At 62.5% G+C, this 24866-nt stretch carries 24 protein-coding genes; 16 read left to right on the top strand and 8 right to left on the bottom strand.

Going from position 1 to position 24866, the window contains the following annotated elements; translation table 11 throughout:
* Window positions 1-32 precede the first annotated feature (32 nt).
* The 5 genes from J3P89_RS10185 to J3P89_RS10165 all read left to right on the top strand — a co-directional run bounded on the left by J3P89_RS10185 (window position 33) and on the right by J3P89_RS10165 (window position 4876).
* Entirely contained in the window at window positions 33-938 is a 906-nt protein-coding gene (locus J3P89_RS10185) for an SMP-30/gluconolactonase/LRE family protein (protein ID WP_434697440.1), read from the top strand.
* 56 nt (window positions 939-994) lie between these two features.
* Window positions 995-1963, top strand: coding sequence for a TRAP transporter substrate-binding protein (locus tag J3P89_RS10180; protein ID WP_434697439.1), 969 nt, complete (start codon window positions 995-997; stop codon window positions 1961-1963).
* Between the two features lie 76 nt (window positions 1964-2039).
* Entirely contained in the window at window positions 2040-2567 is a 528-nt protein-coding gene (locus J3P89_RS10175; protein WP_434697438.1) for a TRAP transporter small permease, read from the top strand.
* Window positions 2567-3847, top strand: coding sequence for a TRAP transporter large permease (locus J3P89_RS10170; RefSeq protein ID WP_434573451.1), 1281 nt, complete (start codon window positions 2567-2569; stop codon window positions 3845-3847). Before J3P89_RS10175 ends, J3P89_RS10170 begins: the two co-directional genes overlap by 1 nt.
* 159 nt (window positions 3848-4006) lie before the next feature.
* Window positions 4007-4876 carry an aldose 1-epimerase gene (locus J3P89_RS10165; protein ID WP_434697437.1) on the top strand — a complete coding sequence of 290 codons (870 nt, stop codon included), beginning with the start codon at window positions 4007-4009 and terminating at the stop codon, window positions 4874-4876.
* Window positions 4877-5009: 133 nt separating this feature from the next.
* Here the strand turns inward: J3P89_RS10165 and J3P89_RS10160 are convergent, their stop codons facing one another.
* Window positions 5010-5810 carry a sulfite exporter TauE/SafE family protein gene (locus tag J3P89_RS10160; RefSeq protein WP_434697436.1) on the bottom strand — a complete coding sequence of 267 codons (801 nt, stop codon included), beginning with the start codon at window positions 5808-5810 and terminating at the stop codon, window positions 5010-5012.
* Between the two features lie 207 nt (window positions 5811-6017).
* Between J3P89_RS10160 and J3P89_RS10155 the strand changes: the two genes are divergently transcribed.
* Window positions 6018-6881, top strand: a complete 864-nt coding sequence (locus tag J3P89_RS10155; RefSeq protein ID WP_434697435.1) for an MBL fold metallo-hydrolase — start codon at window positions 6018-6020, stop codon at window positions 6879-6881.
* A gap of 134 nt (window positions 6882-7015) precedes the next feature.
* Here J3P89_RS10155 and bkdR read toward each other — a convergent pair whose 3' ends face one another.
* Window positions 7016-7504: a Bkd operon transcriptional regulator BkdR gene (gene bkdR / locus J3P89_RS10150; protein ID WP_003202929.1), complete on the bottom strand. Its 489-nt coding sequence runs from the start codon at window positions 7502-7504 to the stop codon at window positions 7016-7018.
* Window positions 7505-7698: 194 nt separating this feature from the next.
* Here bkdR and J3P89_RS10145 point away from each other — a divergent pair, with 194 nt between their 5' ends.
* From J3P89_RS10145 to J3P89_RS10125, 5 genes are all read left to right on the top strand, one after another.
* Window positions 7699-8934 (top strand): 3-methyl-2-oxobutanoate dehydrogenase (2-methylpropanoyl-transferring) subunit alpha, encoded by a 1236-nt coding sequence (locus tag J3P89_RS10145; protein ID WP_434697434.1) that lies wholly within the window; start codon window positions 7699-7701, stop codon window positions 8932-8934.
* Window position 8935: 1 nt separating this feature from the next.
* The gene (locus J3P89_RS10140; protein WP_305500321.1) at window positions 8936-9994 is read left to right on the top strand and encodes an alpha-ketoacid dehydrogenase subunit beta; all 1059 of its coding nucleotides are present in this window, start codon (window positions 8936-8938) and stop codon (window positions 9992-9994) included.
* Complete coding sequence (locus J3P89_RS10135) at window positions 9995-11275, top strand: dihydrolipoamide acetyltransferase family protein (RefSeq protein ID WP_434697433.1); 1281 nt, start codon at window positions 9995-9997, stop codon at window positions 11273-11275.
* Window positions 11276-11293: 18 nt separating this feature from the next.
* Entirely contained in the window at window positions 11294-12676 is a 1383-nt protein-coding gene (gene lpdA / locus J3P89_RS10130; RefSeq protein ID WP_434697432.1) for a dihydrolipoyl dehydrogenase, read from the top strand.
* A gap of 230 nt (window positions 12677-12906) precedes the next feature.
* Window positions 12907-13926: a branched-chain amino acid aminotransferase gene (locus J3P89_RS10125; protein WP_434697431.1), complete on the top strand. Its 1020-nt coding sequence runs from the start codon at window positions 12907-12909 to the stop codon at window positions 13924-13926.
* Between the two features lie 199 nt (window positions 13927-14125).
* Here the strand turns inward: J3P89_RS10125 and J3P89_RS10120 are convergent, their stop codons facing one another.
* The gene (locus J3P89_RS10120; protein WP_434697430.1) at window positions 14126-14881 is read right to left on the bottom strand and encodes an ArsR/SmtB family transcription factor; all 756 of its coding nucleotides are present in this window, start codon (window positions 14879-14881) and stop codon (window positions 14126-14128) included.
* An 82-nt stretch (window positions 14882-14963) separates the two neighbouring features.
* Here J3P89_RS10120 and J3P89_RS10115 point away from each other — a divergent pair, with 82 nt between their 5' ends.
* Window positions 14964-16082, top strand: coding sequence for a cytochrome P450 (locus tag J3P89_RS10115; protein ID WP_434697429.1), 1119 nt, complete (start codon window positions 14964-14966; stop codon window positions 16080-16082).
* A gap of 15 nt (window positions 16083-16097) precedes the next feature.
* Here J3P89_RS10115 and J3P89_RS10110 read toward each other — a convergent pair whose 3' ends face one another.
* On the bottom strand, window positions 16098-16439 hold the full coding sequence (locus J3P89_RS10110; RefSeq protein ID WP_434697428.1) for an FKBP-type peptidyl-prolyl cis-trans isomerase: 342 nt from the start codon (window positions 16437-16439) through the stop codon (window positions 16098-16100).
* Window positions 16440-16580: 141 nt separating this feature from the next.
* Between J3P89_RS10110 and J3P89_RS10105 the strand changes: the two genes are divergently transcribed.
* Both J3P89_RS10105 and J3P89_RS10100 read left to right on the top strand, forming a co-directional pair.
* Window positions 16581-17645 (top strand): M4 family metallopeptidase, encoded by a 1065-nt coding sequence (locus J3P89_RS10105; RefSeq protein WP_434657029.1) that lies wholly within the window; start codon window positions 16581-16583, stop codon window positions 17643-17645.
* A complete protein-coding gene (locus J3P89_RS10100) occupies window positions 17642-17965 on the top strand; it encodes a protealysin inhibitor emfourin (RefSeq protein WP_305500309.1) in 324 nt (107 codons plus the stop codon). The genes J3P89_RS10105 and J3P89_RS10100 overlap by 4 nt, the downstream gene beginning before the upstream one ends.
* A gap of 4 nt (window positions 17966-17969) precedes the next feature.
* On the opposite strand, the gene J3P89_RS10095 is transcribed toward J3P89_RS10100, so the two are convergent.
* Window positions 17970-18278 carry an RcnB family protein gene (locus tag J3P89_RS10095; RefSeq protein ID WP_434573428.1) on the bottom strand — a complete coding sequence of 103 codons (309 nt, stop codon included), beginning with the start codon at window positions 18276-18278 and terminating at the stop codon, window positions 17970-17972.
* 258 nt (window positions 18279-18536) lie between these two features.
* Between J3P89_RS10095 and J3P89_RS10090 the strand changes: the two genes are divergently transcribed.
* The gene (locus J3P89_RS10090; protein ID WP_434697427.1) at window positions 18537-19631 is read left to right on the top strand and encodes a DNA alkylation repair protein; all 1095 of its coding nucleotides are present in this window, start codon (window positions 18537-18539) and stop codon (window positions 19629-19631) included.
* Window positions 19632-19640: 9 nt separating this feature from the next.
* On the opposite strand, the gene J3P89_RS10085 is transcribed toward J3P89_RS10090, so the two are convergent.
* Entirely contained in the window at window positions 19641-21719 is a 2079-nt protein-coding gene (locus tag J3P89_RS10085) for a putative bifunctional diguanylate cyclase/phosphodiesterase (RefSeq protein WP_434697426.1), read from the bottom strand.
* Between the two features lie 295 nt (window positions 21720-22014).
* Between J3P89_RS10085 and J3P89_RS10080 the strand changes: the two genes are divergently transcribed.
* Complete coding sequence (locus J3P89_RS10080; RefSeq protein WP_305500305.1) at window positions 22015-22656, top strand: DUF1345 domain-containing protein; 642 nt, start codon at window positions 22015-22017, stop codon at window positions 22654-22656.
* Between the two features lie 53 nt (window positions 22657-22709).
* On the opposite strand, the gene J3P89_RS10075 is transcribed toward J3P89_RS10080, so the two are convergent.
* Complete coding sequence (locus J3P89_RS10075; RefSeq protein WP_434697425.1) at window positions 22710-24011, bottom strand: ATP-binding protein; 1302 nt, start codon at window positions 24009-24011, stop codon at window positions 22710-22712.
* Window positions 24012-24014: 3 nt separating this feature from the next.
* The gene (locus J3P89_RS10070; RefSeq protein ID WP_434697424.1) at window positions 24015-24716 is read right to left on the bottom strand and encodes a response regulator; all 702 of its coding nucleotides are present in this window, start codon (window positions 24714-24716) and stop codon (window positions 24015-24017) included.
* Between the last annotated feature and the right edge of the window lie 150 nt (window positions 24717-24866).

Genomic DNA, 24866 nt, shown 5'->3' with positions numbered 1-24866 from the left:
GTTTCATGGGATACACAAACCAAGGAATCGCCATGCAAGCCGAATTGATTGTCGACGCACGCAATGCCGTCGGGGAAAGCCCGGTGTGGGTCCCCGAGGAAAATGCCCTCTATTGGGTGAACATCCCCAGCGGCGGCCTGCAACGCTGGAACGCCAGCACTGGAAAAATCCAGGGCTGGGAAGCACCGGAAATGCTCGCCTGCATTGCCCGTCACCAGGACGGCGGCTGGGTCGCGGGCATGGAAAGTGGTTTCTTCCGTCTGCAGCCCAATGACGATGGCAGCCTGGACAGCGAGCTGTGCGCCAGCGTCGAGCACAGCCGTACCGACATGCGCCTCAACGATGGCCGCTGTGATCGCCAGGGCCGTTTCTGGGCCGGCAGCATGGTGCTGAACATGGGCGCCAACGCCGACGAAGGCCGGATGTACCGATATGACGCCGGGCAACGCAGCCCGGTCGAGGCACAGCTCAGCGGTTTCATCGTGCCCAACGGCCTGGGTTTCAGCCCCGACGGACGGACGATGTACCTCTCCGATTCGCACCCGTTGATCCAGCAGATCTGGGCCTTCGACTACGACATCGACAGCGGCACCCCGTCCAACCGGCGGCTGTTCGTCGACATGATGCCCCTGGCCGGACGGCCGGACGGCGCGGCGGTGGATGCCGATGGTTGCTACTGGATCTGCGCCAATGACGCCGGGCTGATTCACCGCTTCACCCCGGACGGACGCCTCGACCGTTCGCTGGAAGTACCGGTGAAAAAACCGACCATGTGCGCCTTCGGCGGAAGCCAGCTCGATACCCTCTTCGTCACCTCGATCCGTCCGGGTGACGACAATGATCCGCAATCCCTGGCCGGCGGCGTGTTCGCCCTCAATCCCGGCGTCAAGGGCCTGGCTGAACCTGCTTTCGGAGGACGGAAACACTCCGCGAACTGATCTGCTTTGCCGCTTCACATCGATAGACATAAAAACAACAACACTGGAGATTGACCATGAATTTCAAACGCACGCTTCTGATCGCGGCCCTGCCCCTGGCCTTCCTGGCGCAGGCGGCACACGCACTCGATATCAAGATCGCCGACATCCACCCCAAGGGCTACCCGACCGTAGTCGCCGAGGAATCCATGGGTAAAACTCTCGAAGCAGAGAGCAAGGGCGAACTGAAGTTCAAGTTTTTCCCGGGTGGCGTACTGGGTTCCGAAAAAGAAGTCATCGAGCAGATGCAAGCCGGCGCGATCCAGATGTCCCGCGTCAGCCTGGGCATCGTCGGCCCTGTGGTGCCGGACGTGAACGTGTTCAACATGCCATTCATCTTCCGCGACCAGGCGCACATGCGCGCCGTCATCGACGGTGAGGTCGGCGATGCGATCCTCGACCGGATCACCAACTCCGAATTCGGCCTGGTGGCCCTGGCATGGATGGACGGCGGCACCCGCAACCTCTACACCAAGAAGCCGGTGCGCACGCCCGAAGACCTCAAGGGCATGAAAATCCGCGTCCAAGGCAACCCGATGTTCATTGAGATGATGAACGCCATGGGCGGCAACGGCATCGCGATGGACACTGGCGAGATCTTCAGCGCCTTGCAGACCGGCGTGATCGACGGCGCGGAAAACAACCCGCCGACCATGCTCGAGCACAACCACTACCAGAACGCCAAGTTCTACAGCCTGACCGGTCACCTGATCCTGCCTGAGCCGATCGTGATGTCGAAAATCACCTGGAACAAGCTCACCCCAGAGCAGCAGGACATGGTGAAAAAAGCGGCCAAGGCTGCCCAGGCTGAAGAGCGCGTGCTGTGGGACAAGAAGTCCGCCGCCAGTGAAGAAAAACTCAAGGCCGCCGGCGTCGAGTTCATCACCGTCGACAAGAAACCTTTCTACGACGCCACCGCGCCGGTCCGGGCCAAGTACGGTGCTCCGTATGCCGACCTGATCAAGCGCATCGAAGCTGTCCAGTAAGGCCTCTCAATCTGTATTCATGAAACGGCTGGGCGCGCCTGCGGTTAAAAGGCGCGCCCGGTTACGGTGGAACCCGATGAAGAATTTGCTGCTGCGTATCAACGACACGATTTACATGACTTGCATCTGGGTCGCCGGCCTGTCTGTCCTCGCCGTTGCGCTGATGATCCCTTGGGGCGTGTTCGCCCGCTACGTCCTCGGCACCGGCTCAAGCTGGCCGGAGCCCACCGCGATCTTGCTGATGATCGTATTTACCTTCATTGGTGCTGCTGCCAGCTACCGCTCCGGCTCGCACATGGCCGTGGACATGGTCACCAGCCGCATGTCCCCGCACTTGCAAACCCTGGCTTCGGTGTTCACCCAGCTGTTGATGGCGGCGGTATGCATTTTCATGACTGTCTGGGGCGCCAAGCTGTGCATGACCACCTGGAACCAGTTCATGAGCGCCATCCCTACCCTGCGCGTTGGCATCACTTACATGCCGATCCCGATCGGTGGGTTCCTGACCCTTATTTTTGTCCTGGAAAAACTCTTGCTGGGTGATCAAAGCAAGCGTCGGGTCGTGCAGTTCGACCTGGTTGAAGAAAACGAAGGTGCCGTTTAATGGACGCTCTGATTCTGCTGGGCAGTTTTTTGCTGTTGATCCTGATCGGCATGCCGGTCGCCTACGCGCTGGGCGCTGCCGCCCTGATCGGGGCATGGTGGATCGATATTCCGTTCCAGGCCATGATGATTCAGGTAACGGGCGGGGTGAACAAGTTCTCGCTGCTGGCCATTCCGTTCTTCGTCCTGGCCGGCGCGATCATGGCCGAGGGCGGCATGTCCCGCCGCTTGGTGGCATTCGCCAGTGTGTTGGTAGGCTTCGTGCGCGGTGGCCTGTCTTTGGTCAACCTCGTGGCCTCGAGCTTCTTTGGTGCGATCTCCGGCTCCTCGGTGGCCGATACCGCCTCGGTCGGCTCGGTGCTGATCCCGGAAATGACACGCCGGGGCTATCCGCGTGAATACGCCACCGCCGTCACTGTCAGCGGTTCGGTACAAGCGCTACTGACACCGCCCAGCCACAACGCGGTGCTGTACTCGCTCGCCGCTGGCGGCACCGTCTCCATTGGTTCGCTGTTCATGGCCGGCATCGTCCCCGGCATCATGATGAACCTGTGCCTGATGGCGCTGTGCCTGGTTTTTGCGAAAAAGCGCAATTACCCCAAGGGCGAAGTGATTCCGCTCAAGCAAGCGTTGAAGATCTGCAAGGAAGCCATGTGGGGCATGATGACCCTGTTCATCATCCTTGGCGGCATTCTCTCGGGTGTGTTCACCGCCACCGAATCGGCCGCGATTGCCGTGGTGTGGGCGTTCTTCGTGACCATGTGCATCTATCGCGACTACAAGTGGAGCGAGTTGCCGAAACTGATGCACCGTACGGTACGCACCATCTCCATCGTGATGATCCTGATCGGCTTCGCCGCCAGCTTCGGCTACATCATGACGCTGATGGAAATCCCGGCGAAGATCACCACCGCGTTCCTGACCCTTTCGGACAACCGCTACGTGATCCTGATGTGCATCAACGTGATGTTGCTGCTGTTGGGCACCGTGATGGACATGGCGCCGCTGATCCTGATCCTGACGCCGATCCTGATGCCGGTGATCGTCGGCATCGGCGTGGACCCGGTGCAGTTCGGCATGATCATGCTGGTGAACCTGGGTATCGGCCTGATCACACCGCCGGTGGGCGCGGTACTGTTCGTCGGTTCCGCCATCGGCAAGGTGAGCATCGAAAGCACCGTCAAGGCCCTGCTGCCGTTCTACGCCATGCTGTTCCTGGTCCTGCTGTTGGTGACCTACGTTCCTGCCATTTCGCTGTGGCTGCCGAATCTGGTGTTGTAACCCCAACAGTGAGCAAGCCCTCTTGTGGCGAGGGAGCTTGCTCCCGCTGGACTGCGCAGCAGGCCCCTGCGGTGTCAATCGGGGCGTCTGCTTCGCAGCCGAGCGGGAGCAAGCTCCCTCGCCACAAAAGCTTTCAGCCCTTACAAAAAAGACGCCGCCATGACACCACCTCTCCTTCATCTCGAAGACGAACTCACCCGCCTCACCCTGGCCCCGCACCTTGGCGCCAGTCTGGTTGAATGGACATTGCGCAGCACCGGAGCTCCGCTGCTGCGCCCGCCCGCACCGCAAGCACTGGAAAACCGCCTGCCGGGAAAGCTCGGCTGCTTTCCGTTGATCCCCTGGTCGAACAGGATCGCCCAAGGCGGTTTCGATTGCCCGGGCGGCTGGCTCGCCCTGGAAGCCAACAGCCCCAACGATCCCTTTCCGATCCATGGCAGTGCCTGGCAGCAGCCCTGGCAAGTCACCGAACAAACTAGCCAGGAAGCCTTGCTGCAACTGGACAGCCTGCACCCCTTCGCCTATTGCGCCAGCCTGCGGATCCGCTTGAGCGGCGGCCAACTGCAAATCGCCCTGCACGTCACCCACATGGCCGAACAGGCTGCCTGGCACGGGTTGGGCTTGCATCCATATTTTCCACGCACCGCCGGCACTCGCCTGCAAACCCGCGCCAGCGAAGTCTGGATGTGCGACGCCTCGAAACTGCCAACGGAACTGACGGGCGTACCCCCAGCGTGGGATTTCCAGCAACATCGACTACTGCCCGACACTCTCGTCGATAACGGTTTCGGCGGTTGGGATGGGCAGTGCCTGATCCAGCAACCTGACTTGGGCTACGAACTGGAATGTCGCGCCAGCGGCAGCGAATATTTCCTGTTGTACTGCCCCGTCGGTCTGGATTTCCTCTGCATCGAACCGGTCAGCCATCCGGTCAACGCGCATCACCTGCCAGGACGGCCGGGGTTGCGCTTGCTGGAGCAAGGGCAGTCGGTGGCGTTGGGGTTTTCGATGCAATGCCGGGAGTTGTAGAGCGCATGCCCTTGTGGCGAGGGGATTTATCCCCGTTCGGCTGCGAAGCAGTCGCCATGTTTGATAATGATCAGGCCTGCTTCGCAGGCCAGCGGGGATAAATCCCCTCGCCACAGGGGCCCTGTCCTGATCGCTACGCCCGTAGCAACATGAACCCCGCCACCGCCAGACACACCCCGGAAAACCCCACCTGCAACGCCCGCGCTGGAACCTTCGCCGAGAAGCGTCGCCCCAAAATCATCCCGACGATGCTCGCCGCAATGAACGCCGCCCCTACCCGGTCGATGCTGACCCCGGCATGAAACGCGCCCACCACGCCGATCAACGAAATCAGGCTGATGACCATCAAGGAGGTGGCGACAATGCCGCGCATCTGCACGTCGGTCAGTTGCTTGAACGCCGGGACTATCAGGAAACCGCCACCCACGCCCAGCAGGCCCGATACCATGCCCGTGACCGCGCCCAACGCCGACAGCGTGGCGGTGCAGCGGGCGGTCCAGGCCAGGCGCCCGGTCTGCTGATCCAGCATGCAGTTCTTCTGGCCCCAACTGGCCGCGCCGTGGTCGCTGGGTCCCGGCTGCGGGGTTTCTCGGCGCAGCATGCGCGCCGCCACCAGCACCATCAGCAGGCTGAACAGAATCATCAGGATTTTTTCTGAAAGCTGGTGGGCGAAATAGACACCCACCGGCGAGAACACCGCGCCCAGCAGCGCGATGAGCAAGGCCGCGCGGTAACGCACCAGCCCATGGCGCAACCCATCGATGGCGCCGACAGCTGCGGCGCTGCCCACTGCAAACAACGCCACCGGCGCGGCCTGGGTCATGCTCCAACCCAGGCCCAACACCAACGCCGGCACGGCCAGAATTCCGCCGCCCGCCCCTGTCAGGCCAAGGATCAGGCCCATGATCACACCAAAAAAACTTGCCAGTAACATAACCGTCTCTCACGCCGCGCACGCCTGTTGTCAGGCGTGATCGCATTTGCAGGACGCGGTGGCCCTCACTTAAGCTGCGGACCATATGTTGTAAGTCCCAAGCGTTGCAACTGGCTATTCATAGATTGGTCTATGACGAGGGAGCTTGCTCCCGCTGGGCCGCGTAGCAGCCCCTTTCATGAGTTCTTCCCGCACAGGTTCGTTGTCATGCCCGCGCAGATCCAAAGCTTCCTCGACCCCGCTTCAAAGACCTATACCTACGTGGTGTATGAACACGCTGGCGGGTCCTGTGCGGTGGTCGACCCGGTGCTCGACTACGACCCGGCGTCAGGCCGCAGCGGCACGGAGCAGGCCGATCGGGTGATCGCTTTCGTGGCTGAACACCAGTTGACGGTGCAATGGCTGCTGGAAACCCACGCCCATGCCGATCACTTGTCCGCCGCTCCTTACCTGCGGGGGAAACTGGGCGGCAAGATCGCCATCGGCGAATCCATCCATCAGGTACAGAGTGTCTTCAAGACGCTGTTCAATCTCGAAGCGCAATTTGCCGTGGATGGTTCACAGTTCGATCACCTGTTCGTGGCCGACGAATCTTTCTTTATCGGCAACCTCAAGGCCACCGCGCTGCACGTTCCCGGCCACACCCCGGCGGACATGGCCTACCTGATCGATGGCGATGTGATCCTGGTGGGTGACACGCTGTTCATGCCTGATGTGGGCACTGCCCGCTGCGACTTCCCTGGCGGCGATGCCCGTCAGCTTTACGCTTCGATCCGCAAGCTGCTGGCCTTTCCTGCCGGCGTTCGACTCTACGTTTGCCACGATTACCCGCCGGAGGGCCGCGAGCCCCAGTGCATGAGCACCGTGGGCGAGCAGCGCCAGCACAACATCCATGTTCGCGACGGCATCGACGAGGCCGCGTTCGTGACCATGCGCACCCAGCGCGACAAGACCCTGGGCATGCCGACGCTGCTGTTGCCAGCGATCCAGGTGAATGTGCGGGCAGGCCATTTGCCGCCGGCGGAGGGCAATGGCGTGACCTATCTGAAGATTCCGATCAATCAGCTCTAAGATCACCCATATCCAATGTGGGAGCGAGCTTGCTCCGGGCGGCGATCCGACGAAGGCGGTGGGTCAGCTTGCATTGATGTCGGATGTAATGGCCCCATCGCGAGCAAGCTCGCTCCCACAGGGATTGGGGTGACTCAGGTACCCAGCGTCAACCCATTGGCCGGCAGTGGCAGCGCGGTCTTGTAGCGCACCTGCTTGAGGGCGAAGCTTGAGCGGATGTTTGCCACCCCGGGGACTTTAGTCAGGAAATCCATCATGAATCGCTCCAGCGACTGGATGGTCGGCACCAGCACACGGATCAGGTAATCCGGGTCGCCCGCCATCAGGTAGCACTCCATCACTTCCGGCCGGTCGGAGATCGCCTCCTCGAAATGCTGCAGCGCCTCTTCCACCTGTTTCTCCAGGCTGACATGGATAAACACGTTGACGTGCAGGCCCAGCAGGTCGGCATCCAGCAGGGTGACCTGCTCGCGAATCACTCCCAGTTCCTCCATCGCCCGAACCCGGTTGAAGCACGGCGTCGGCGACAGGTTGACCGAACGGGCAAGGTCGGCATTGGTGATTCGGGCGTTTTCCTGAAGGCTGTTGAGAATGCCGATGTCGGTGCGATCCAATTTGCGCATGAGACAAAATTTCCCGTTTCTTATCGTTGTGCAGATTTTTTATCTGCAAATCATCCAAACAGCAAGCCAACAGAGAAAAAAATTCTCCTACGTCGAGCCTATGATTGTTGTAGGACAATTTCCCACCTACCCAGGGAAATTCGTCAGCTAGCGCGCCCACTACAAGAAATTCACAAGATCGAGCGTAGAAAGCCATGAACCCAGCGTACGAACCGCTACGCCTGCACGTCCCCGAACCTTCGGGCCGTCCCGGCTGCAAGACCGACTTCTCCTACCTGCATCTGACGGATGCCGGCACGGTGCGCAAACCTCCCATCGACGTCGAACCCGCCGACACCGCCGACCTGGCGCGCAGCCTGATCCGCGTGCTCGACGACCAAGGCAACGCCTTGGGCGAGTGGGCCGAGAACGTCCCTGTCGAGATCATGCGCAAGGGCATGCGCGCCATGCTCAAGACACGCATCTACGACAACCGCATGGTCGTCGCCCAGCGCCAGAAAAAAATGTCGTTCTACATGCAGAGCCTTGGCGAGGAAGCCATCGGCAGCGCCCAGGCCCTGGCCTTGAACATCGACGACATGTGCTTCCCCACCTACCGCCAGCAAAGCATCCTGATGGCCCGCGAAGTGCCGCTGGTGGACCTGATCTGCCAACTGCTGTCCAACGAGCGCGATCCGCTCAAGGGCCGGCAGTTGCCGATCATGTATTCGGTCAAGGACGCCGGTTTCTTCACCATTTCCGGCAACCTCGCCACCCAGTTCATCCAGGGCGTGGGCTGGGGCATGGCCTCGGCGATCAAGGGCGACACCAAGATCGCCTCGGCCTGGATCGGCGACGGCGCCACCGCCGAATCGGACTTCCACACCGCCCTCACCTTCGCCCACGTCTACCGCGCCCCGGTGATCCTCAACGTGGTCAACAATCAGTGGGCGATTTCCACTTTCCAGGCGATTGCCGGCGGTGAAGCGACTACTTTCGCCGGACGCGGCGTTGGCTGCGGCATCGCCTCGCTGCGGGTCGATGGCAACGATTTCATCGCCGTCTACGCCGCGTCGCGCTGGGCCGCCGAACGGGCTCGCCGCAACCTCGGTCCGGCCCTGATCGAATGGGTCACCTACCGCGCCGGCCCGCACTCCACATCTGACGATCCTTCGAAATACCGCCCCGCCGACGACTGGAGTCACTTCCCGTTGGGCGACCCGATTGCCCGCCTCAAGCAGCATCTGGTGAAAATCGGCCAGTGGTCCGAAGAGGAACACGCCGCTGTCACCGCCGAACTCGAAACCGAGGTGATCGCCGCGCAGAAAGAAGCCGAGCAGTACGGCACCCTTGCCGGCGGGCAGATTCCGAGCGCCGCGACCATGTTCGAGGACGTCTACAAAGAGATGCCGGAGCACTTGAAGCGCCAGCGTCAGCAGTTGGGGATCTGACATGAACGATCACAACAACAATATTGCGTTGGACACCGCCATGACCACTACCACCATGACCATGATCCAGGCGCTGCGCTCGGCCATGGACGTGATGCTCGAGCGCGACGACAACGTCGTGGTGTTCGGCCAGGACGTCGGTTATTTCGGGGGCGTGTTCCGCTGCACCGAAGGCCTGCAGAACAAGTACGGCACCTCGCGGGTGTTCGACGCGCCGATTTCCGAAAGCGGCATCGTCGGCGTGGCCGTGGGCATGGGCGCCTATGGGCTGCGGCCGGTGGCCGAGATCCAGTTCGCCGACTACGTCTACCCGGCGTCGGACCAGATCATTTCCGAAGCCGCGCGCCTGCGCTATCGCTCGGCCGGCGAGTTCACCGCACCGATGACCCTGCGCATGCCCTGCGGCGGCGGCATCTATGGCGGCCAGACCCACAGCCAGAGCATCGAGGCGATGTTTACCCAGGTCTGCGGGCTGCGCACCGTCATGCCGTCCAACCCCTACGACGCCAAGGGCCTGCTGATCGCCTCCATCGAAAACGATGACCCGGTGATCTTCCTTGAACCCAAGCGCCTGTATAACGGCCCGTTCGACGGTCACCATGACCGCCCGGTAACGCCGTGGTCCAAACACCCGCAGGCGCAAGTGCCCGACGGCTACTACACCGTGCCGCTGGACGTCGCCGCCATCACCCGTCCGGGCAAGGACGTGACGGTGCTCACCTACGGCACCACGGTCTACGTCTCCCAGGTAGCAGCCGAAGAAACCGGGATCGACGCCGAAGTCATCGACCTGCGCAGCCTGTGGCCGCTGGACCTGGACACCATCGTCAAATCCGTGAAGAAGACCGGCCGTTGCGTGGTGGTCCACGAAGCCACCCGCACCTGCGGTTTCGGCGCCGAGCTGGTGTCGCTGGTGCAAGAACATTGCTTCCACCACCTGGAAGCGCCCATCGAGCGTGTCACCGGTTGGGACACCCCCTACCCGCACGCGCAGGAGTGGGCGTATTTCCCTGGGCCGTCCCGTGTGGGCGCGGCGTTGAAACGGGTCATGGAGGTCTGAATGGGCACGCACGTTATCAAGATGCCGGACATCGGCGAAGGCATCGCGGAAGTTGAATTGTCGGTGTGGCACGTCAAGGTTGGCGACATGGTGGTCGAGGACCAGGTGTTGGCCGATGTCATGACTGACAAGGCGATGGTGGATATCCCTTCGCCGGTGCATGGCCGGGTCATTGCCCTCGGTGGTGAGCCGGGTGAGGTCATGGCAGTGGGCAGCGAGCTGATCCGCATTGAAGTGGAAGGCGCCGGCAACCTGAAGGAATCGGCGCAATCGGCGGCACCGGTGGCCAAGCCTGAGCCCGTCGCGAAGCCTGAACAGGCTTCCAGACCCGAGCCTGTGACGGAAAAACCTGTCGCCGCTCCCCGCCCGGCCCAAGCGGCACAGGCGCCTGTGGCCCGCGATCCCGACGAGCGCCCGCTAGCCTCGCCGGCCGTGCGCAAACACGCGCTAGACCTGGGTATCCAGCTGCGTCTGGTCCAGGGCAGCGGCCCCGCCGGGCGGATTCTGCACGAAGACCTGGAGGCTTATCTGGCCCAGGGGCCATCGTCCCAGGCCAAGGGCGGTTCGGGTTATGCCGAACGTCACGACGAACAGCAGATCCCGGTGATCGGCATGCGCCGCAAGATCGCCCAGCGCATGCAGGAAGCCACCCAGCGCGCCGCCCATTTCAGCTACGTCGAGGAAATCGACGTCACCGCCCTGGAAGAATTGCGTGTTCACCTAAATGAAAAACACGGCGCCAGTCGCGGCAAGTTGACGTTGCTGCCGTTCCTCGTGCGCGCCCTGGTCGTGGCGCTGCGGGATTTCCCGCAAATGAACGCCCGTTACGATGATGAAGCCCAGGTCATTCACCGCTCCGGCGCCGTGCATGTCGGCGTCGCCACTCAGAGTGACGTCGGCCTGATGGTGCCGGTGGTGCGCCACGCCGAGGCCCGCAGCCTGTGGGACAGCGCGGCGGAAATCTCGCGCCTGGCGACAGCGGCCCGCAACGGCAAGGCCAGTCGCGACGAACTGTCCGGTTCGACCATCACCCTCACCAGCCTCGGCGCGTTGGGCGGCATCGTCAGCACGCCGGTGCTGAACCTGCCTGAAGTGGCGATCGTCGGCGTCAACAAAATCGTCGAGCGGCCCGTGGTGATCAAGGGCCAGATCGTGATCCGCAAGATGATGAACCTTTCCAGCTCCTTCGATCACCGAGTGGTCGACGGCATGGATGCGGCGCAATTCATCCAGGCCCTGCGTGGCCTGCTCGAACAACCCGCCACTTTGTTTGTGGACTAATCATCAATGGAGCAGGCCATGCAGACTCAGAAAACCAAGCTGCTGATCATCGGCGGCGGTCCTGGCGGTTACGTGGCGGCGATCCGCGCCGGCCAACTGGGCATTGACACGATCCTGGTGGAAGGCCAGGCGTTGGGCGGGATTTGCCTGAACATCGGCTGCATTCCGTCCAAGGCGTTGATCCATGTGGCCGAGCAGTTCCACCAGACCCGCCATCACAGCCAGGGCTCGGCCTTGGGCATCACCGTGGCGGCGCCGAGCCTGGACATCGGCAAGAGTGTGGAATGGAAGGATGGCATCGTCGATCGCCTGACCACCGGCGTCGCGGCGTTGCTGAAAAAGCACAAGGTCCAGGTCATTCACGGCTGGGCCAAGGTGATCGATGGCAAGACCGTTGAAGTCGGTGACACCCGCATCCAGTGCGAACACCTGCTGCTGGCCACCGGCTCGAAAAGTGTCGAGCTGCCGATGCTGCCGATTGGCGGGCCGATCATTTCGTCCACCGAAGCCCTCGCCCCCACCTCGGTGCCCAAGCATCTGGTGGTGGTCGGCGGCGGCTACATCGGCCTGGAACTGGGCATTGCCTATCGTAAGTTGGGTGCTGAGGTCAGCGTGGTCGAGGCCCAGGAGCGGGTCCTGCCGGCCTACGACGGCGAGCTGACGCAACCGGTGCACGAGGCGCTCAAGCAACTGGGCGTGAAGCTGTACCTCAAGCACAGCGTCGAAGGCTTCGATGCCCAGGCCAGCACCTTGCAAGTGCGCGATCCCAACGGCGACACGCTGAACCTGGAGACCGACCGCGTGCTGGTGGCGGTCGGGCGCAAACCCAACACCCAGGGTTGGAACCTCGAAGCGCTGGACCTGGCGATGAACGGCTCGGCGCTGAAAATCGACAACCGGTGCCAGACCAGCATGCGCAATGTCTGGGCCATCGGTGACCTGAGCGGCGAACCGATGCTCGCCCACCGGGCCATGGCCCAGGGCGAAATGGTCGCCGAGCTGATTGCTGGCGAGCATCGGGAATTCAACCCGATGGCCATCGCGGCAGTGTGCTTCACCGATCCGGAGGTGGTCGTGGTCGGCAAGACGCCGGACGAGGCCAAGGCCGCCGGAGTCGATTGCATCGTGTCGAGCTTCCCGTTCGCCGCCAATGGCCGGGCCATGACTCTGGAATCGAAAAGCGGTTTTGTCCGGGTCGTGGCCCGCCGGGACAATCATCTGATTATCGGTTGGCAAGCGGTTGGCGTGGGGGTGTCGGAGCTGTCCACCGCGTTCGGCCAATCCTTGGAAATGGGGGCGCGCCTGGAGGATATCGCCGGCACTATCCACGCCCACCCGACGCTGGGCGAGGCCGTGCAGGAAGCGGCGCTGCGGGCATTGGGGCATGCGTTGCATCTGTAATTGTTTAAGTGATTGGCCTTGTGGCGAGGGGATTTATCCCCGCTCGAGTGCGAAGCACTCGCATGATTCTGCGGCTCGCCCAGGTAATTGGGGCCGCTTCGCAGCCCAGCGGGGATAAATCCCCTCGCCACAAGCTGCGAAACACCCCCGGAATGAAGTATTGTTGTCCCCATTAAAAAACGTCAGAAGCCTTGAACCGTTTCGACGGTTGTCAGGAAATAGAGGGTGTCATGGGTAACGAGAGCATCAATTGGGACAAACTGGGCTTTGACTACATCAAGACCGACAAGCGCTATCTGTCGCACTGGCGCGACGGCGCCTGGGACGCGGGCACCCTGACCGACGACAATGTGCTGCACATCAGCGAGGGTTCCACTGCTCTGCATTACGGCCAGCAATGCTTCGAAGGCCTGAAGGCCTATCGTTGCAAGGACGGTTCGATCAACCTGTTCCGCCCGGACCAGAACGCCGCCCGCATGCAACGCAGCTGCGCCCGCCTGCTGATGCCACATGTCGACACCGAGCAGTTCGTCGAAGCCTGCAAGCAAGTAGTTCGCGCCAACGAGCGCTTCATCCCGCCGTATGGCACCGGCGGTGCGCTGTACCTGCGCCCGTTCGTGATCGGCGTGGGTGACAACATCGGCGTGCGCACCGCGCCCGAGTTCATCTTCTCGATCTTCTGCATCCCGGTCGGCGCTTATTTCAAGGGCGGCCTGACCCCGCACAACTTCCTGATCTCCAGCTTCGACCGCGCGGCCCCGCAAGGCACCGGCGCGGCCAAGGTCGGTGGCAACTACGCCGCCAGCCTGATGCCCGGCTCGCAGGCCAAGAAGGCCAGTTTCGCCGACTGCATCTACCTGGACCCGCTGACCCATTCGAAAATCGAGGAAGTCGGCTCGGCCAACTTCTTCGGCATCACCCACGACAACAAATTCATCACCCCCAACTCCCCTTCGGTATTGCCGGGCATCACCCGCCTGTCGCTGATCGAACTGGCCAAATCGCGCCTGGGCCTGGAAGTGATCGAAGGCGACGTGTTCATCGACAAGCTGTCGGAGTTCAAGGAAGCCGGCGCCTGCGGTACCGCAGCCGTGATCACGCCGATCGGTGGTATCAGCTACAAGGACAAGCTGCATGTGTTCCACAGCGAAACCGAAGTCGGCCCGATCACCCAGAAGCTCTACAAAGAGCTGACCGGCGTACAGACCGGCGACGTGGAAGCACCCGCGGGCTGGATCGTCAGAGTCTGACCCAGACACCTCGGTAGCAAAGGCTCGCTCCCACAGGGATTGCCGGTGTCCAGAAAATCCTGGATTCACCTCAAATCCACTGTGGGAGCGAGCCTGCTCGCGAAAGCGGTGGGTCAGCTTGCAGCTATGTTGGATGTGCAGGCCCCTTCGCGAGCAGGCTCGCTCCCACAAGGATTGCCGGTGTCCAGAAATCCTGGATTCACCTCAAATCTACTGTGGGAGCGAGCTTGCTCGCGATGGCGCCTGTGGGTACGACATCGACTTCTGCATTGACCCCGAACCGCCCCGCCATTTCCCTGCGTCCGCAGGCCGTCAATGTCAGGGCCCGGCTGTCCAGGTCCTGCCGTACCCACTTGCGCTTGATCGCCAGTTGCAGCAACGCCGCGCCCAAGGCACCGCCCAGATGCGGTCGGCGCATGCTCCAGTCCAGGCACGGGCAGGCGAACCGGCGTCGTTGAATCATCAGCGTAGAAACGTCCATGCCTAGCCCTTCAAACAGCGCTTCGCCGGATTCACTGAGCCGATAGCCCCGCCCTTCCACCTCCACCAGCCACCCGGCTTCCAGCAAGCGATCATGCAGCCGCACCGCCAGCGTACCGGCCATATGGTCGTAGCAAGTGCGGGCGAACTGCAGGTGATCCGGCGTGCGCGGCGTGAAGGTCGGCCTGGCGCCCTGGCCAATCATCATCAACGCCTCCAGAGCCTCGGCTACGCGCTGGTCGGCAAGGCTGTAGTAACGGTGGCGCCCCTGGACGTGCAAACGCACCAAGGCGAGGTCCTTGAGCTTCGCCAAGTGCGCACTCGCGGTGGAAGCGCTGACCTCGGCAATCGCCGCCAACTCCGTGCTGGTGCGGGCGTGGCCGTCCATCAGCGCGCAGAGCATTCGGGTACGGGCCGGTTCGGCAATCGCTGCGGCCACCTGGGACACGCCCATGTCATGGTGTTCTGCGTTCATATTTCGCTCCCGGACGAATCAAGCCATGCATCGACTGGAGATAGTAGCAACACTTTCTCCACCACGAACGAGGCTGCGCTTCATGGACCCGATCACCGCCGCGACTCACGCTGATCCCTACCCTTACTACGCCAGCCTGCGAGCCAACGGAGGATTCGGTTTCGACGCGCATCTGAAACTCTGGGTCGCCAGCAGCGCCGAGGCGGTGTGCGCGGTACTGCATCATCCCGATTGCCATGTGCGCCCTGCCGACGAGCCGGTGCCCAAGGCAATTGCCGATGGCCCCGCCGGCCAAGTGTTCGCACACCTGATGCGCATGAACGAAGGCGAACGGCAGCGCTGTCCGAGGGCGGCGATTGCGCCGCGGTTGCAGGACATCGATCCGCGCCAGGTCGAGGCATTGGTCAGGGCACGCTTGCTAAGGGAGGGCGCCGCAGGCCTGCACCAGGCGCAGTTCGTCGGACCGGTCAGCGTGGTGGCGGCATTGCTGGGTTTCAACCCGGCGGAGAGCCGTCTGATCAGCGAATTGACCGCAGACTTCGTCGCCTGCCTGTCACCCCTGAGCCAGGTGAAGCAGCTTGAAGCCGCGCACCGGGCCAGCGAGCAATTGATGAGCCTTTTCCAGGAACGGATCGAGGCACAGGACGCTCCGTTGCTGAGCCTCATTTGCCAGGGTTTTGAAGGCGCCGCCCCGGACAGCCGGATCGCCAACCTGATCGGCCTGCTCTCGCAAACCTACGAAGCCACGGCGGGCTTGATTGGCAATGGGCTATTGGCGTTAGCTCGCGACCCCGCTTTACATCAGCAAGTTCGGGACGATCCCAAACAGATCGGCGCGTTGCTGGCTGAAGTGCAGCGCTTCGACCCGGCGGTGCAGAACACCCGGCGCTTCATCGCCATGCCCTGCGAAATCCTTGGCACTGCGCTAGAACCGGGAGATGTGGTACTGGTCCTGCTGGCTTCAGCCAACCGCGACCCGCAGCTCAACCCGCAACCGGACGCCTTGCTGCTGGATCGCGCCAACCGCCGCAGTTTCAGCTTTGGCAGCGGCCGCCATGAATGCCCTGGCCAAGACCTGGCCATGAATATCGCTCCGGCCACCGTGGAAACAATCCTTGAGCGCAATCCACGCCTGGATCGGTTGAGCTGGTGCTATCGCCCCTCGGTCAACGGGCGCATCCCGCTGTTCAGCAATCGGTGATGAAAAAAGGCGCCGTCAATCGTCGCGGGTCAGCACTTCCAGCAGCTCGATTTCAAAAACCAGGTTGCTGTTGGGCTTGATGTGAGCGCCCATGGAGCGCTCACCATAAGCCAGATGGGCCGGCACCAGCAGCTTGCGCTTGCCGCCGACTTTCATCCCCATCAGGCCGATATCCCAGCCCTTGATCACGCGACCGGTGCCGATCACGCATTGAAAGGGCTTGCCACGACTGTAGGACGAATCGAACTCGGTGCCGTCCTCGAGGGTGCCGCGATATTGAGTGGTAATCAGCGCTCCTTTGACTACGCTTTTGCCGTCGCCCGGTTCCAGGTCGATGATTTGCAGCTCTTCATTCATGGCGTTATTCCCGTGTGATCCAGGCGCGGGGTTTTCGCAGAAATCCGCGTGACAGGCAACCTTTTGCGGCACAGGGGAACCGCAACCGCCACTTCGGTTCACATGGGTATCGACCCTGCATTTTCAGATAAGGACCTTCTGATGATCGACTCTCGCCCGCTCCACGGTTTCATTCCGCCTTATATCCTCAATCGCATCATTGCCCATGGCTCAGAACAGCAACGTTCCAGCGCCCTCGGCACCCTGACCCACGTCAAGAATCTGCGCCACAACCCTGGCCCGCCGAGCAATCCACCCGCCACGGCGAAACTGCCCAGACCCGGCAAGGCCGGTCATCCACAGCGCAGCGTGCACGACGCGCAGAACAGCATGGAACTGCCCGGCCAACCGGTGCGCCTGGAGGGCCAGGCGGCCAGCGGCGACCCGGCGGTGGACGAAGCCTATGACGCCCTCGGCGCCACCTATGAGTTTTTCTGGAAAGTGCTCGGGCGCGACTCCATCGATAACAAGGGTTTTGCATTGGTCGGCAGCGTGCATTACGGCCAAGGTTATGAGAATGCCTTCTGGAACGGCGCGCAGATGGTGTTCGGTGACGGTGATGGCGAGATCTTCCAGCGTTTCACCCGCTCCCTGGACGTGGTGGCCCATGAACTGGCCCATGGCGTCACCGAAAGCGAAGCCGGCCTGATCTATGCCAACCAGTCCGGGGCGTTGAACGAGTCGATCTCCGACGTGTTCGGCGTGTTGGTCAAGCAATTCGTATTGGGCCAGACCGCCGACCAGGCCGACTGGCTGATCGGCGCCGACCTGCTCACCGACAGGATCAACGGTGACGGCCTGCGCAGCATGTCCAACCCTGGCACCGCCTACGATGACCCGCTGCTGGGCAAGGACCCGCAACCCGGGCATATGCGCGAATTCGTCATCACCCGTGAAGACAACGGCGGCGTGCACATCAATTCCGGCATTCCCAACAGGGCCTTTTATCTGGTGGCAACAACCCTGGGCGGATTTGCCTGGGAAAAGGCCGGGCGAATCTGGTATGACACCTTGTGCGACAGACAACTGGCCAACGACGCCTCCTTCAGTGCGTTCGCCCGCCTGACCGTCGAGCATGCCCGCCAGCGTTTCGGTGAGCAGGAAGTGCAAGCGGTGCAGGATGGCTGGGCGCAGGTGGGCGTCGACCTGAACGAGGAGAACGGATGAAAACCCTTCCAGACCTTGATGATAAAGCCGTGGTCAAGCTGTCACGCCAAGGTGGCGTGGCGGCCATCCATGCCCTGACCCGCCCCCGGGAAATAGAATTCGCCCAGTGCGATATCAACCAGCGCTCGCGCATCTGCTCGGTGCTGGAGGGCTGCCTGCCGCTCACGTCCTCCACGCCGGGTCGGGGCGACCAAAGGTATTTCCAGATCGAGGTACGTTATCGGGCGAACGATCAGGATGACGAGATGGTGCTGCAGGTGCCCGAGGACCGGGCACCTGGCGAGCTTGTCCACTTGTGGGACAAGGGCGAAGTGCTTTGAGGGCCTAGCGTGTAGCGGGAACGATCTTGACGATGGCGCCGGACACGGTTTCGATCAGCAGGTACTTGTCGTCGATCTGCACCCATTGCTGCTCGTCGGTCGGCTGCTCGAGTTTCTTCTGCTTCCAGTCCTTCATGGCCCTGTCCGCGCGCTGATAGTCTGCCGGTACCCGGTCATTTTCCACCAGCCGGCGGCCATTGCTCGGCGAATGCTCAAGGGCGTCTCCGGTTTTCTCGACCGCTTGCGCAACGGGCCCAAAGGCTCCGAGGCCGGCGATCAGGACCAGACTGGCGATCAAGGTTGGTTTACGCATAAAAAACTCCAGTTATTCAAGGTACTGAATCTGGGACTGCACTGGCGGCGAATCATTCCTTTTTCCATGAACCGCATCCCCGTGGCGAGGGAGCTTGCTCCCGCTGGGTTGCGTAGCAGCCCCAATCCAGACGGCGCGGTCGTTCAATGACAGTGCATTTACCGCGCTTACGACTGCTGCGCAGCCGAGCGGGAGCAAGCTCCCTCGCCACGGGTCCGCCATGGCATAGTGGCGAACTCCTGGACCACGGACCTCGCCATGACCTCTTCTTCCCCCGCCCTCAAGGAAATCTTCAACGCCGCGCGCCTTGAACACATCGCCAGCGAAATGCGCGCGGTGTACCCGGCCTTCGATGCCAAGGCGTTCTTGAGCCTGGCCAACGACGGATTGGCCGAATTGTCGGTCATGCAGCGCATGGCGCGGGTCAGCGAGTGCCTGCATGAGGTCCTGCCGCTGAGTTACGAAGCCTCGCTGGAGGTGCTGCGGGCCGTGGCCCCGCGTGTGAACAGCATGTTCGTCAGCATGTTCCTGCCGCACTATGTCGCCTTCTACGGTCGGCACACCTTCGAGCTGTCGATGGACGCGCTCAAGTATTTCACTCGGTTTGGCTCCGCTGAGTTTGCCGTGCGGCATTTTTTGCGCGACGACCTGACGCGCACCCTCGGGGTCATGCATGACTGGGCGCTGGACGCCAACGAGCACGTCCGCCGCCTGGCCAGCGAAGGCTGCCGGCCGCGCTTGCCTTGGTCGTTTCACCTGGAGCCGATCCAGGCCAACCCGGAACTCGCCGCCGGAATCCTTGATGCGCTCAAGGCCGACGACAGCCTGTACGTGCGCAAATCCGTCGCCAATCACCTGAACGACGTGACCAAGCAGCATCCCGATTGGGTTCTGGAGCGGATCGAAGGCTGGCCATTGCACGATCGCCATAGCGCATGGATTGCCCGACACGCCCTGCGCAGCCTGATCAAGCAAGGCAATCTGCGGGCACTGGCGGTTATCGGCGCGGGCGCCAGGGCGCAGGTGGAAGTTTCCGAGCTGCAAGTGACGCCAGCGGTGATTCGCCTGGGCGAGCCCATCACCTTGTCGTTCAAGGTGCAGTCCACGGCCGGACAAAGCCAGCGCCTGGTGATCGATTACGCGATCGACTATGTGAAAGCATCCGGCGGCACGTCAGCCAAAGTGTTCAAGCTGAAGACCTTCGACCTGCCCGCCCTGGCTTCTGCCAGTCTCAGCCGTTCCCAGCAGATTCGCGAGCTGACCACCCGCCGGCACTACGCGGGCCGGCATGCGGTCCATCTGCTGATCAATGGCGAACGGCTGGGCAGTACCGCATTCGAGATCGTCCCCTGAACGATCGCCTCAGGCCATCTCCACGCGTCGGGCCTGACGAATGTCCCTCAGGAAGTGTTCGGCCGGCTGCGGATGCCCCAGCAGATACCCCTGCAGCGAATCGCAGCCCAACTGGGTGAGGAAGTCCTGTTGCACATCGGTCTCCACGCCTTCGGCAACGATCCGCAGGCCCAAGGCCTGGCCGAGGGCGACGATGGCCGAGACGATAGCCGCGTCGTCACTGTCGTGCTCAAGGTCTCGCACGAAACCGCGGTCGATCTTCAGCTCGTTGGCCGGCAGGCGCTTGAGGTACATCAGGCTCGAATAACCGGTGCCGAAGTCGTCGATGGACAGGTCCACCCCCATGTCCGAGAGCTGTTGCAGTACCGTCATGCTCGCGTCCGCGTCGCTCATGGCAGTGGTCTCGGTGATTTCCAGGGTCAGGCTGTTGGCCGGCAAGTGGTGCGTCTCCAATGCCTTGGCCACGCTCTGCACCAGGCCCGTATGGCAGAACTGCAACGCCGACAGGTTCACCGCGATACGCCAGTCGGTGTAGCCCAACACGTACCATTCGCGCATCTGCCGGCAGGCTTCGTTCAGCACCCATTCGCCGATCGGGATGATCAGCCCGGTCTTTTCCGCCAGGTCGATGAAGGTATCGGGCATCAGCAGGCCCTGGGTCGGATGGTTCCAGCGCAGCAGTGCTTCGGCGCCCACCGGGCGGCCTTTCGCTGCGTCGAACTTGGGCTGGTAATAAAGGCTGAACTGGCGCTGTTCGACCGCGATGCGCAAATCCTGCAGCAGTTGCAGTTGCCGGCGGGCGTTGCTGTTCATCGAGGCGTCGAAAAAGCTGTAGCCATTCTTGCCGGCACCCTTGGCGTGGTACATCGCCGCATCGGCATTCATCAGCAATTCATCGGCGCTCTGGCCATTGCCAGGGTACAGCGCGATGCCGACGCTGGCGGAAATCTGCAGGTCATGGTCGGCGACCCGGAACGTGCGACCGATCAGCCCGACCTGACGCGCGGCCAGGCGCAAGGCGTCGTCCGGCTCGGCCAGTTGCACCAGCAGGACAAACTCGTCACCACCGATCCGCGCCAGGGTGTCCTGGCTGCGCAGGTCTTCACGCAGGCGCAGCGCGACGTCCCGCAGCAACAAGTCACCCATGTGGTGGCCAAAGGCATCGTTGACCGGTTTGAAGCCGTCCAGATCGATGAACATCAGGGCGAAACAACCGCCCTGCTCTTGCACCCGGTGCATCGCCTGGCCGATGCGATCCGCCAGCAAGACCCGGTTGGGCAGGCCGGTCAGGGGGTCGTGCAGGGCCAGTTGGGTCAGTTCGCGATTGGCCTGGGTCAAGGACCTGGCCAGTTCCGCGGTACGGGCTTCCAGGCGCGCATCGAGGATCGAAGTCAGCAAGGCAATCGCCAGCACCGCCAAGGTGGTGATCAACACCAGGTTATCCAGGCCCTTACCGCTCAAACCATCCAGGGAACCGCAGAAACTGCCTTCGCTGAACTGCGCCGCGGCCATGCCGGTGTAGTGCATGCCGACGATGGCAGCGCCCATCACCACGGCGGCACCGGCGCGAGCGAGACGTACATGAGGGGTGTTCTGGCGCAGGTGAAAGGCGATCCATAACGCCGCCGCGCACGCCACCACGGCTATTACCAACGAGGCGCCGAACAGCGTCGGGTCATAATCGATGCCCGGCTGCATCCGCAGGGCCGCCATACCGGTGTAGTGCATGGCGCTGATGCCAGTGCCCATCACCAGCGCGCCGAACACCAGCTGCCAGGCCCGCAGTTCTGGCTGGCTGACCAGCCAGAGGGCAAAGCCGCTGGAAAGGATGGCGATCAGCAGCGACAACGCAGTAATCGCCACATCGTAGCCAAGCTCCACCGGCAAGCTGAACGCGAGCATGCCGATGAAATGCATGGACCAGATGCCCACCCCCATCGCCAAGGCACCACCCGCCATCCAGAAATGCACGGCCCGACCCTGGGCAGTGGTAATGCGTCCGGTCAGGTCCAGCGCGGTATAGGACGCCAGGATCGCGACAAACAGGGAAATCGAAACAAGGGCGGGGGAATAGCTGCCGATGAGCATGGATTTTTCTCGTGGCCAAAAGGCCGAACTGCTTCCATGCCTGGTTGAAAAGTCGGCGATTGTACACAATTGGTACGGCGGTGCACGAACCAAGCATCAAAAAGCCATCACCGGCGGAACATTTGCGACGAAAGACACTTCGCCATCGCGATCAAGCTCGTCTATACACAAATTCATGTGGGAGCGAGCCTGCTCGCGAAGCCGGCAGTCGCCGCAAATGAAGAACCCGAGCCTGACTGCTTCGGCTAAGATCTGATTCATACTCCCCGGCATCCCCCCGCCACAGTGAGCTCCCATGCCCCGCCTCACCCGCACTCACCCGCGTCTTTCCTGCGCCACGGTCATCGGCCTGGCGGCAGGCCTGCTGATCCCTGCGGATTCGATCATCGGCAAGGTCCTGATCGGCTGGAACGTCGGGGTCTGGACCTACCTGGCGCTGATGTTCTGGCTGACGGTGCGAGCCAAGGCACCTGACGTCAAGCGCATCGCCGAAATCGAAGACGAGAACGCCGGGCTGGTCCTGCTGATGGTTTGCATCGCGGCCTTGGCGAGCCTGGCGACCATCACCTTCGAACTGGCCGGCAGCCGCGACCTGCAAACCGCAGGCAAGCTGCTGCATTACGGTTTCACGGCATTGACCGTGATCGGTTCATGGCTACTGATCGGGGTGATTTTCAGCGTGCACTACGCGCGCCTGTATTACACCTGGTCCGGCAAGGAGCCCGCCCTGCGTTTTGCCGAGGGACTGACCACGCCGAACTACTGGGATTTTTTGTACTTCTCTTTCACCATCGGCGTGGCGGTGCAGACTTCGGACGTGGGTGTTGCGACGCGGCAGCTGCGCAAGATCGTGTTGGCGCAGTCGTTGATCGGGTTTGTATTCAACACGGCGATCCTGGGGTTTTCGATCAATATTGCGGCGGGGTTGTTTGGCTGAAGGGGGCCACTTTGTGGCCCAGCGGGAGCAAGCTCCCTCGCCACAGGAGGGGATCAGCAGGTTGGGGGTAGCCAGAGCCGGAAGCGTGCCCCGCCCAGCGGCGAGGCTTCGACGATCAGGGTGCCGCCCTGGGCTTGCAGGGCGCGGCGGCTGATCGCCAGGCCGAGGCCGAAGCCGCCCGTGGCGCGATCACGGCTGCGGTCCAGCCGGTAGAACGGCTCGAATACCCGCTCACGCTCGCTGTCGGGAATGCCGATGCCGTCATCGTCGACCCAGATTTCGCAGCCTTGCTCGCTGACCAGCACCCCCACCTGGATGCGTTTTTCGCAATAGCGCATCGCATTGCGCAGCAGGTTCTGCAAGGCCCGGGCGGTGAGGCGCGGGTCGAGCTCGAAACGCTCCAGCGCCCCGTGCAGCAAAACGTCGATCACCACCTCCGGCGCCGCCAGGTCCTCATCGAGGCTGCCGAGGATGCTGTCGATGAACTCGTCCAGCGGCACTTCGACCCGCTCCGGCAGGCGCTCGGGGTTCTGCAGGCGGCTATAGGACAACAGCTCCAGCACCAACTCATCCAACTCACGAATGTGCGCCACCAACCCTTGCAGACGCTCGCGGCTGGGCGCCGGCAGATCCTCGGACAAGGCCAGTGCCAGGCCGAAATCGAGCCGGGTCAAAGGCGTGCGCAGCTCATGGGATACGGCATTGAGCAGGTCGCGCTGCTGATTGAGCAGATTCTCGATATCGCCCGCCATGGTGTCGAATACATGGGCCAGGCTGCCGATGTTGGAGCGCGGCGCGATATGCGTGCGCTCACCCAGGTGGCCCTTGCCGAAACGCTCGGCGGTGCGCTTGAGCCGCTCCAGATCGCGCCAGTGCGGCCGCAGCCAGAGCAGCAGACAGCCGAGCATCGTCGCGCCGATCAGCACGTTGATGCTCCAGTACAGCCAGCTGACATCCGCCGGATCCGGGGGAACGATCATCTTGACCGCGGTGCGCCCATCCAGCGGCGCGGCCGCCAGGGTTCGCCAACCCCAGTCGCCGATGCGCACCACATTCTCACCGCGCTGCAGACGCGCCTGCTCGGCGGCGGTGAAACCCGCATCATCGGTGGCGGCGAGCTCGATGCGCAGCGGCTCGAACTCCTTGTCCATCTGCGCTGCCAGCGCCGGCCATTGCGCGCTGGGCACGGCGCGAAACTGCTTGGCCATCAAGGTTTGCAGGCCACGGGAATAGTCCAGGTTGTAAGTCTGGAAGCGCTCATGGAACAGGCGGATCACCAGTTCCGGCATCAGGTAGATCGCCGCGCTGTAGGAGACGATGGTCACGAGATAGAGGCGAATCAGCAGTTTCCACATCGATCAGCATTCCCACTCGGAACGGCTGAACAGGTAACCCTTGCCCCACACGGTCTTGATCTTGCGCGCCTCGCCGGCGTTGTCGTCGAATTTGCGCCGCAGTTTGGAAATGGCCACGTCCACCGAGCGATCGGTGCCGTTGAATTCGATGCCGCGCAAGCGCTGCAAGATCTGGTCGCGGCTGAGCACCTCGCCGGAGTGCCGGGCCAGCACCACCAGCAGGTTGTACTCGCCGCTGGACAGCTCCACCGGTTGCCCGCGCCAGGTGACGGTGCGCTCGGACAGATCGATGCACAGGTTGCCCATGACGATGCGATCGTTGACCGTTTGCGGTTCGGTGAGGCTACTGCGCCGCAGCAGGGTGCGTACCCGCGCCAGCAATACCCGCGGCTCGCAGGGCTTGGTGACGTAGTCATCGGCGCCCATTTCCAGGCCCAGCACCTGGTCGTGGCTGTCGTCCCGAGCGGTGAGCATCAGGATCGGCAGGGTCGCCGAATCGGCGCGCAGCAGGCGGCAGACCTGCAAGCCATCCAGGCCCGGCAGCATCAGGTCGAGGATCACCAGGTCCGGCGGACTGGCCCGCGCCCGCTCACGGACGTGATCGCCACGGTTGAGGACGCTGACCTGATAGCCGTTGCGCTCCAGGTAGCTGGAGATCAGTTCGCAAAGGGCGGCGTCGTCTTCGACGAGGAGGATGTTGGGCATGGGTGGTCCAGAAAATACGGTGGCGCCTGGGAGGGCCTCATCGCGAGCAAGCTCGCTCCCACACGGTCTTTGCTGCGTACCGAAACCCCTGTGGGAGCGAGCTTGCTCGCGATAGCGGTCCCACAGGCGCAAGAAATCTCAAGCCACCAA

It is taken from the genome of Pseudomonas sp. Z1-14, from assembly GCF_051132005.1.
Lineage (GTDB): Bacteria > Pseudomonadota > Gammaproteobacteria > Pseudomonadales > Pseudomonadaceae > Aquipseudomonas.
The sequence above is the reverse complement of the archived record's forward strand: the minus strand, read 5'-3'. Positions and strand labels throughout refer to the sequence as shown.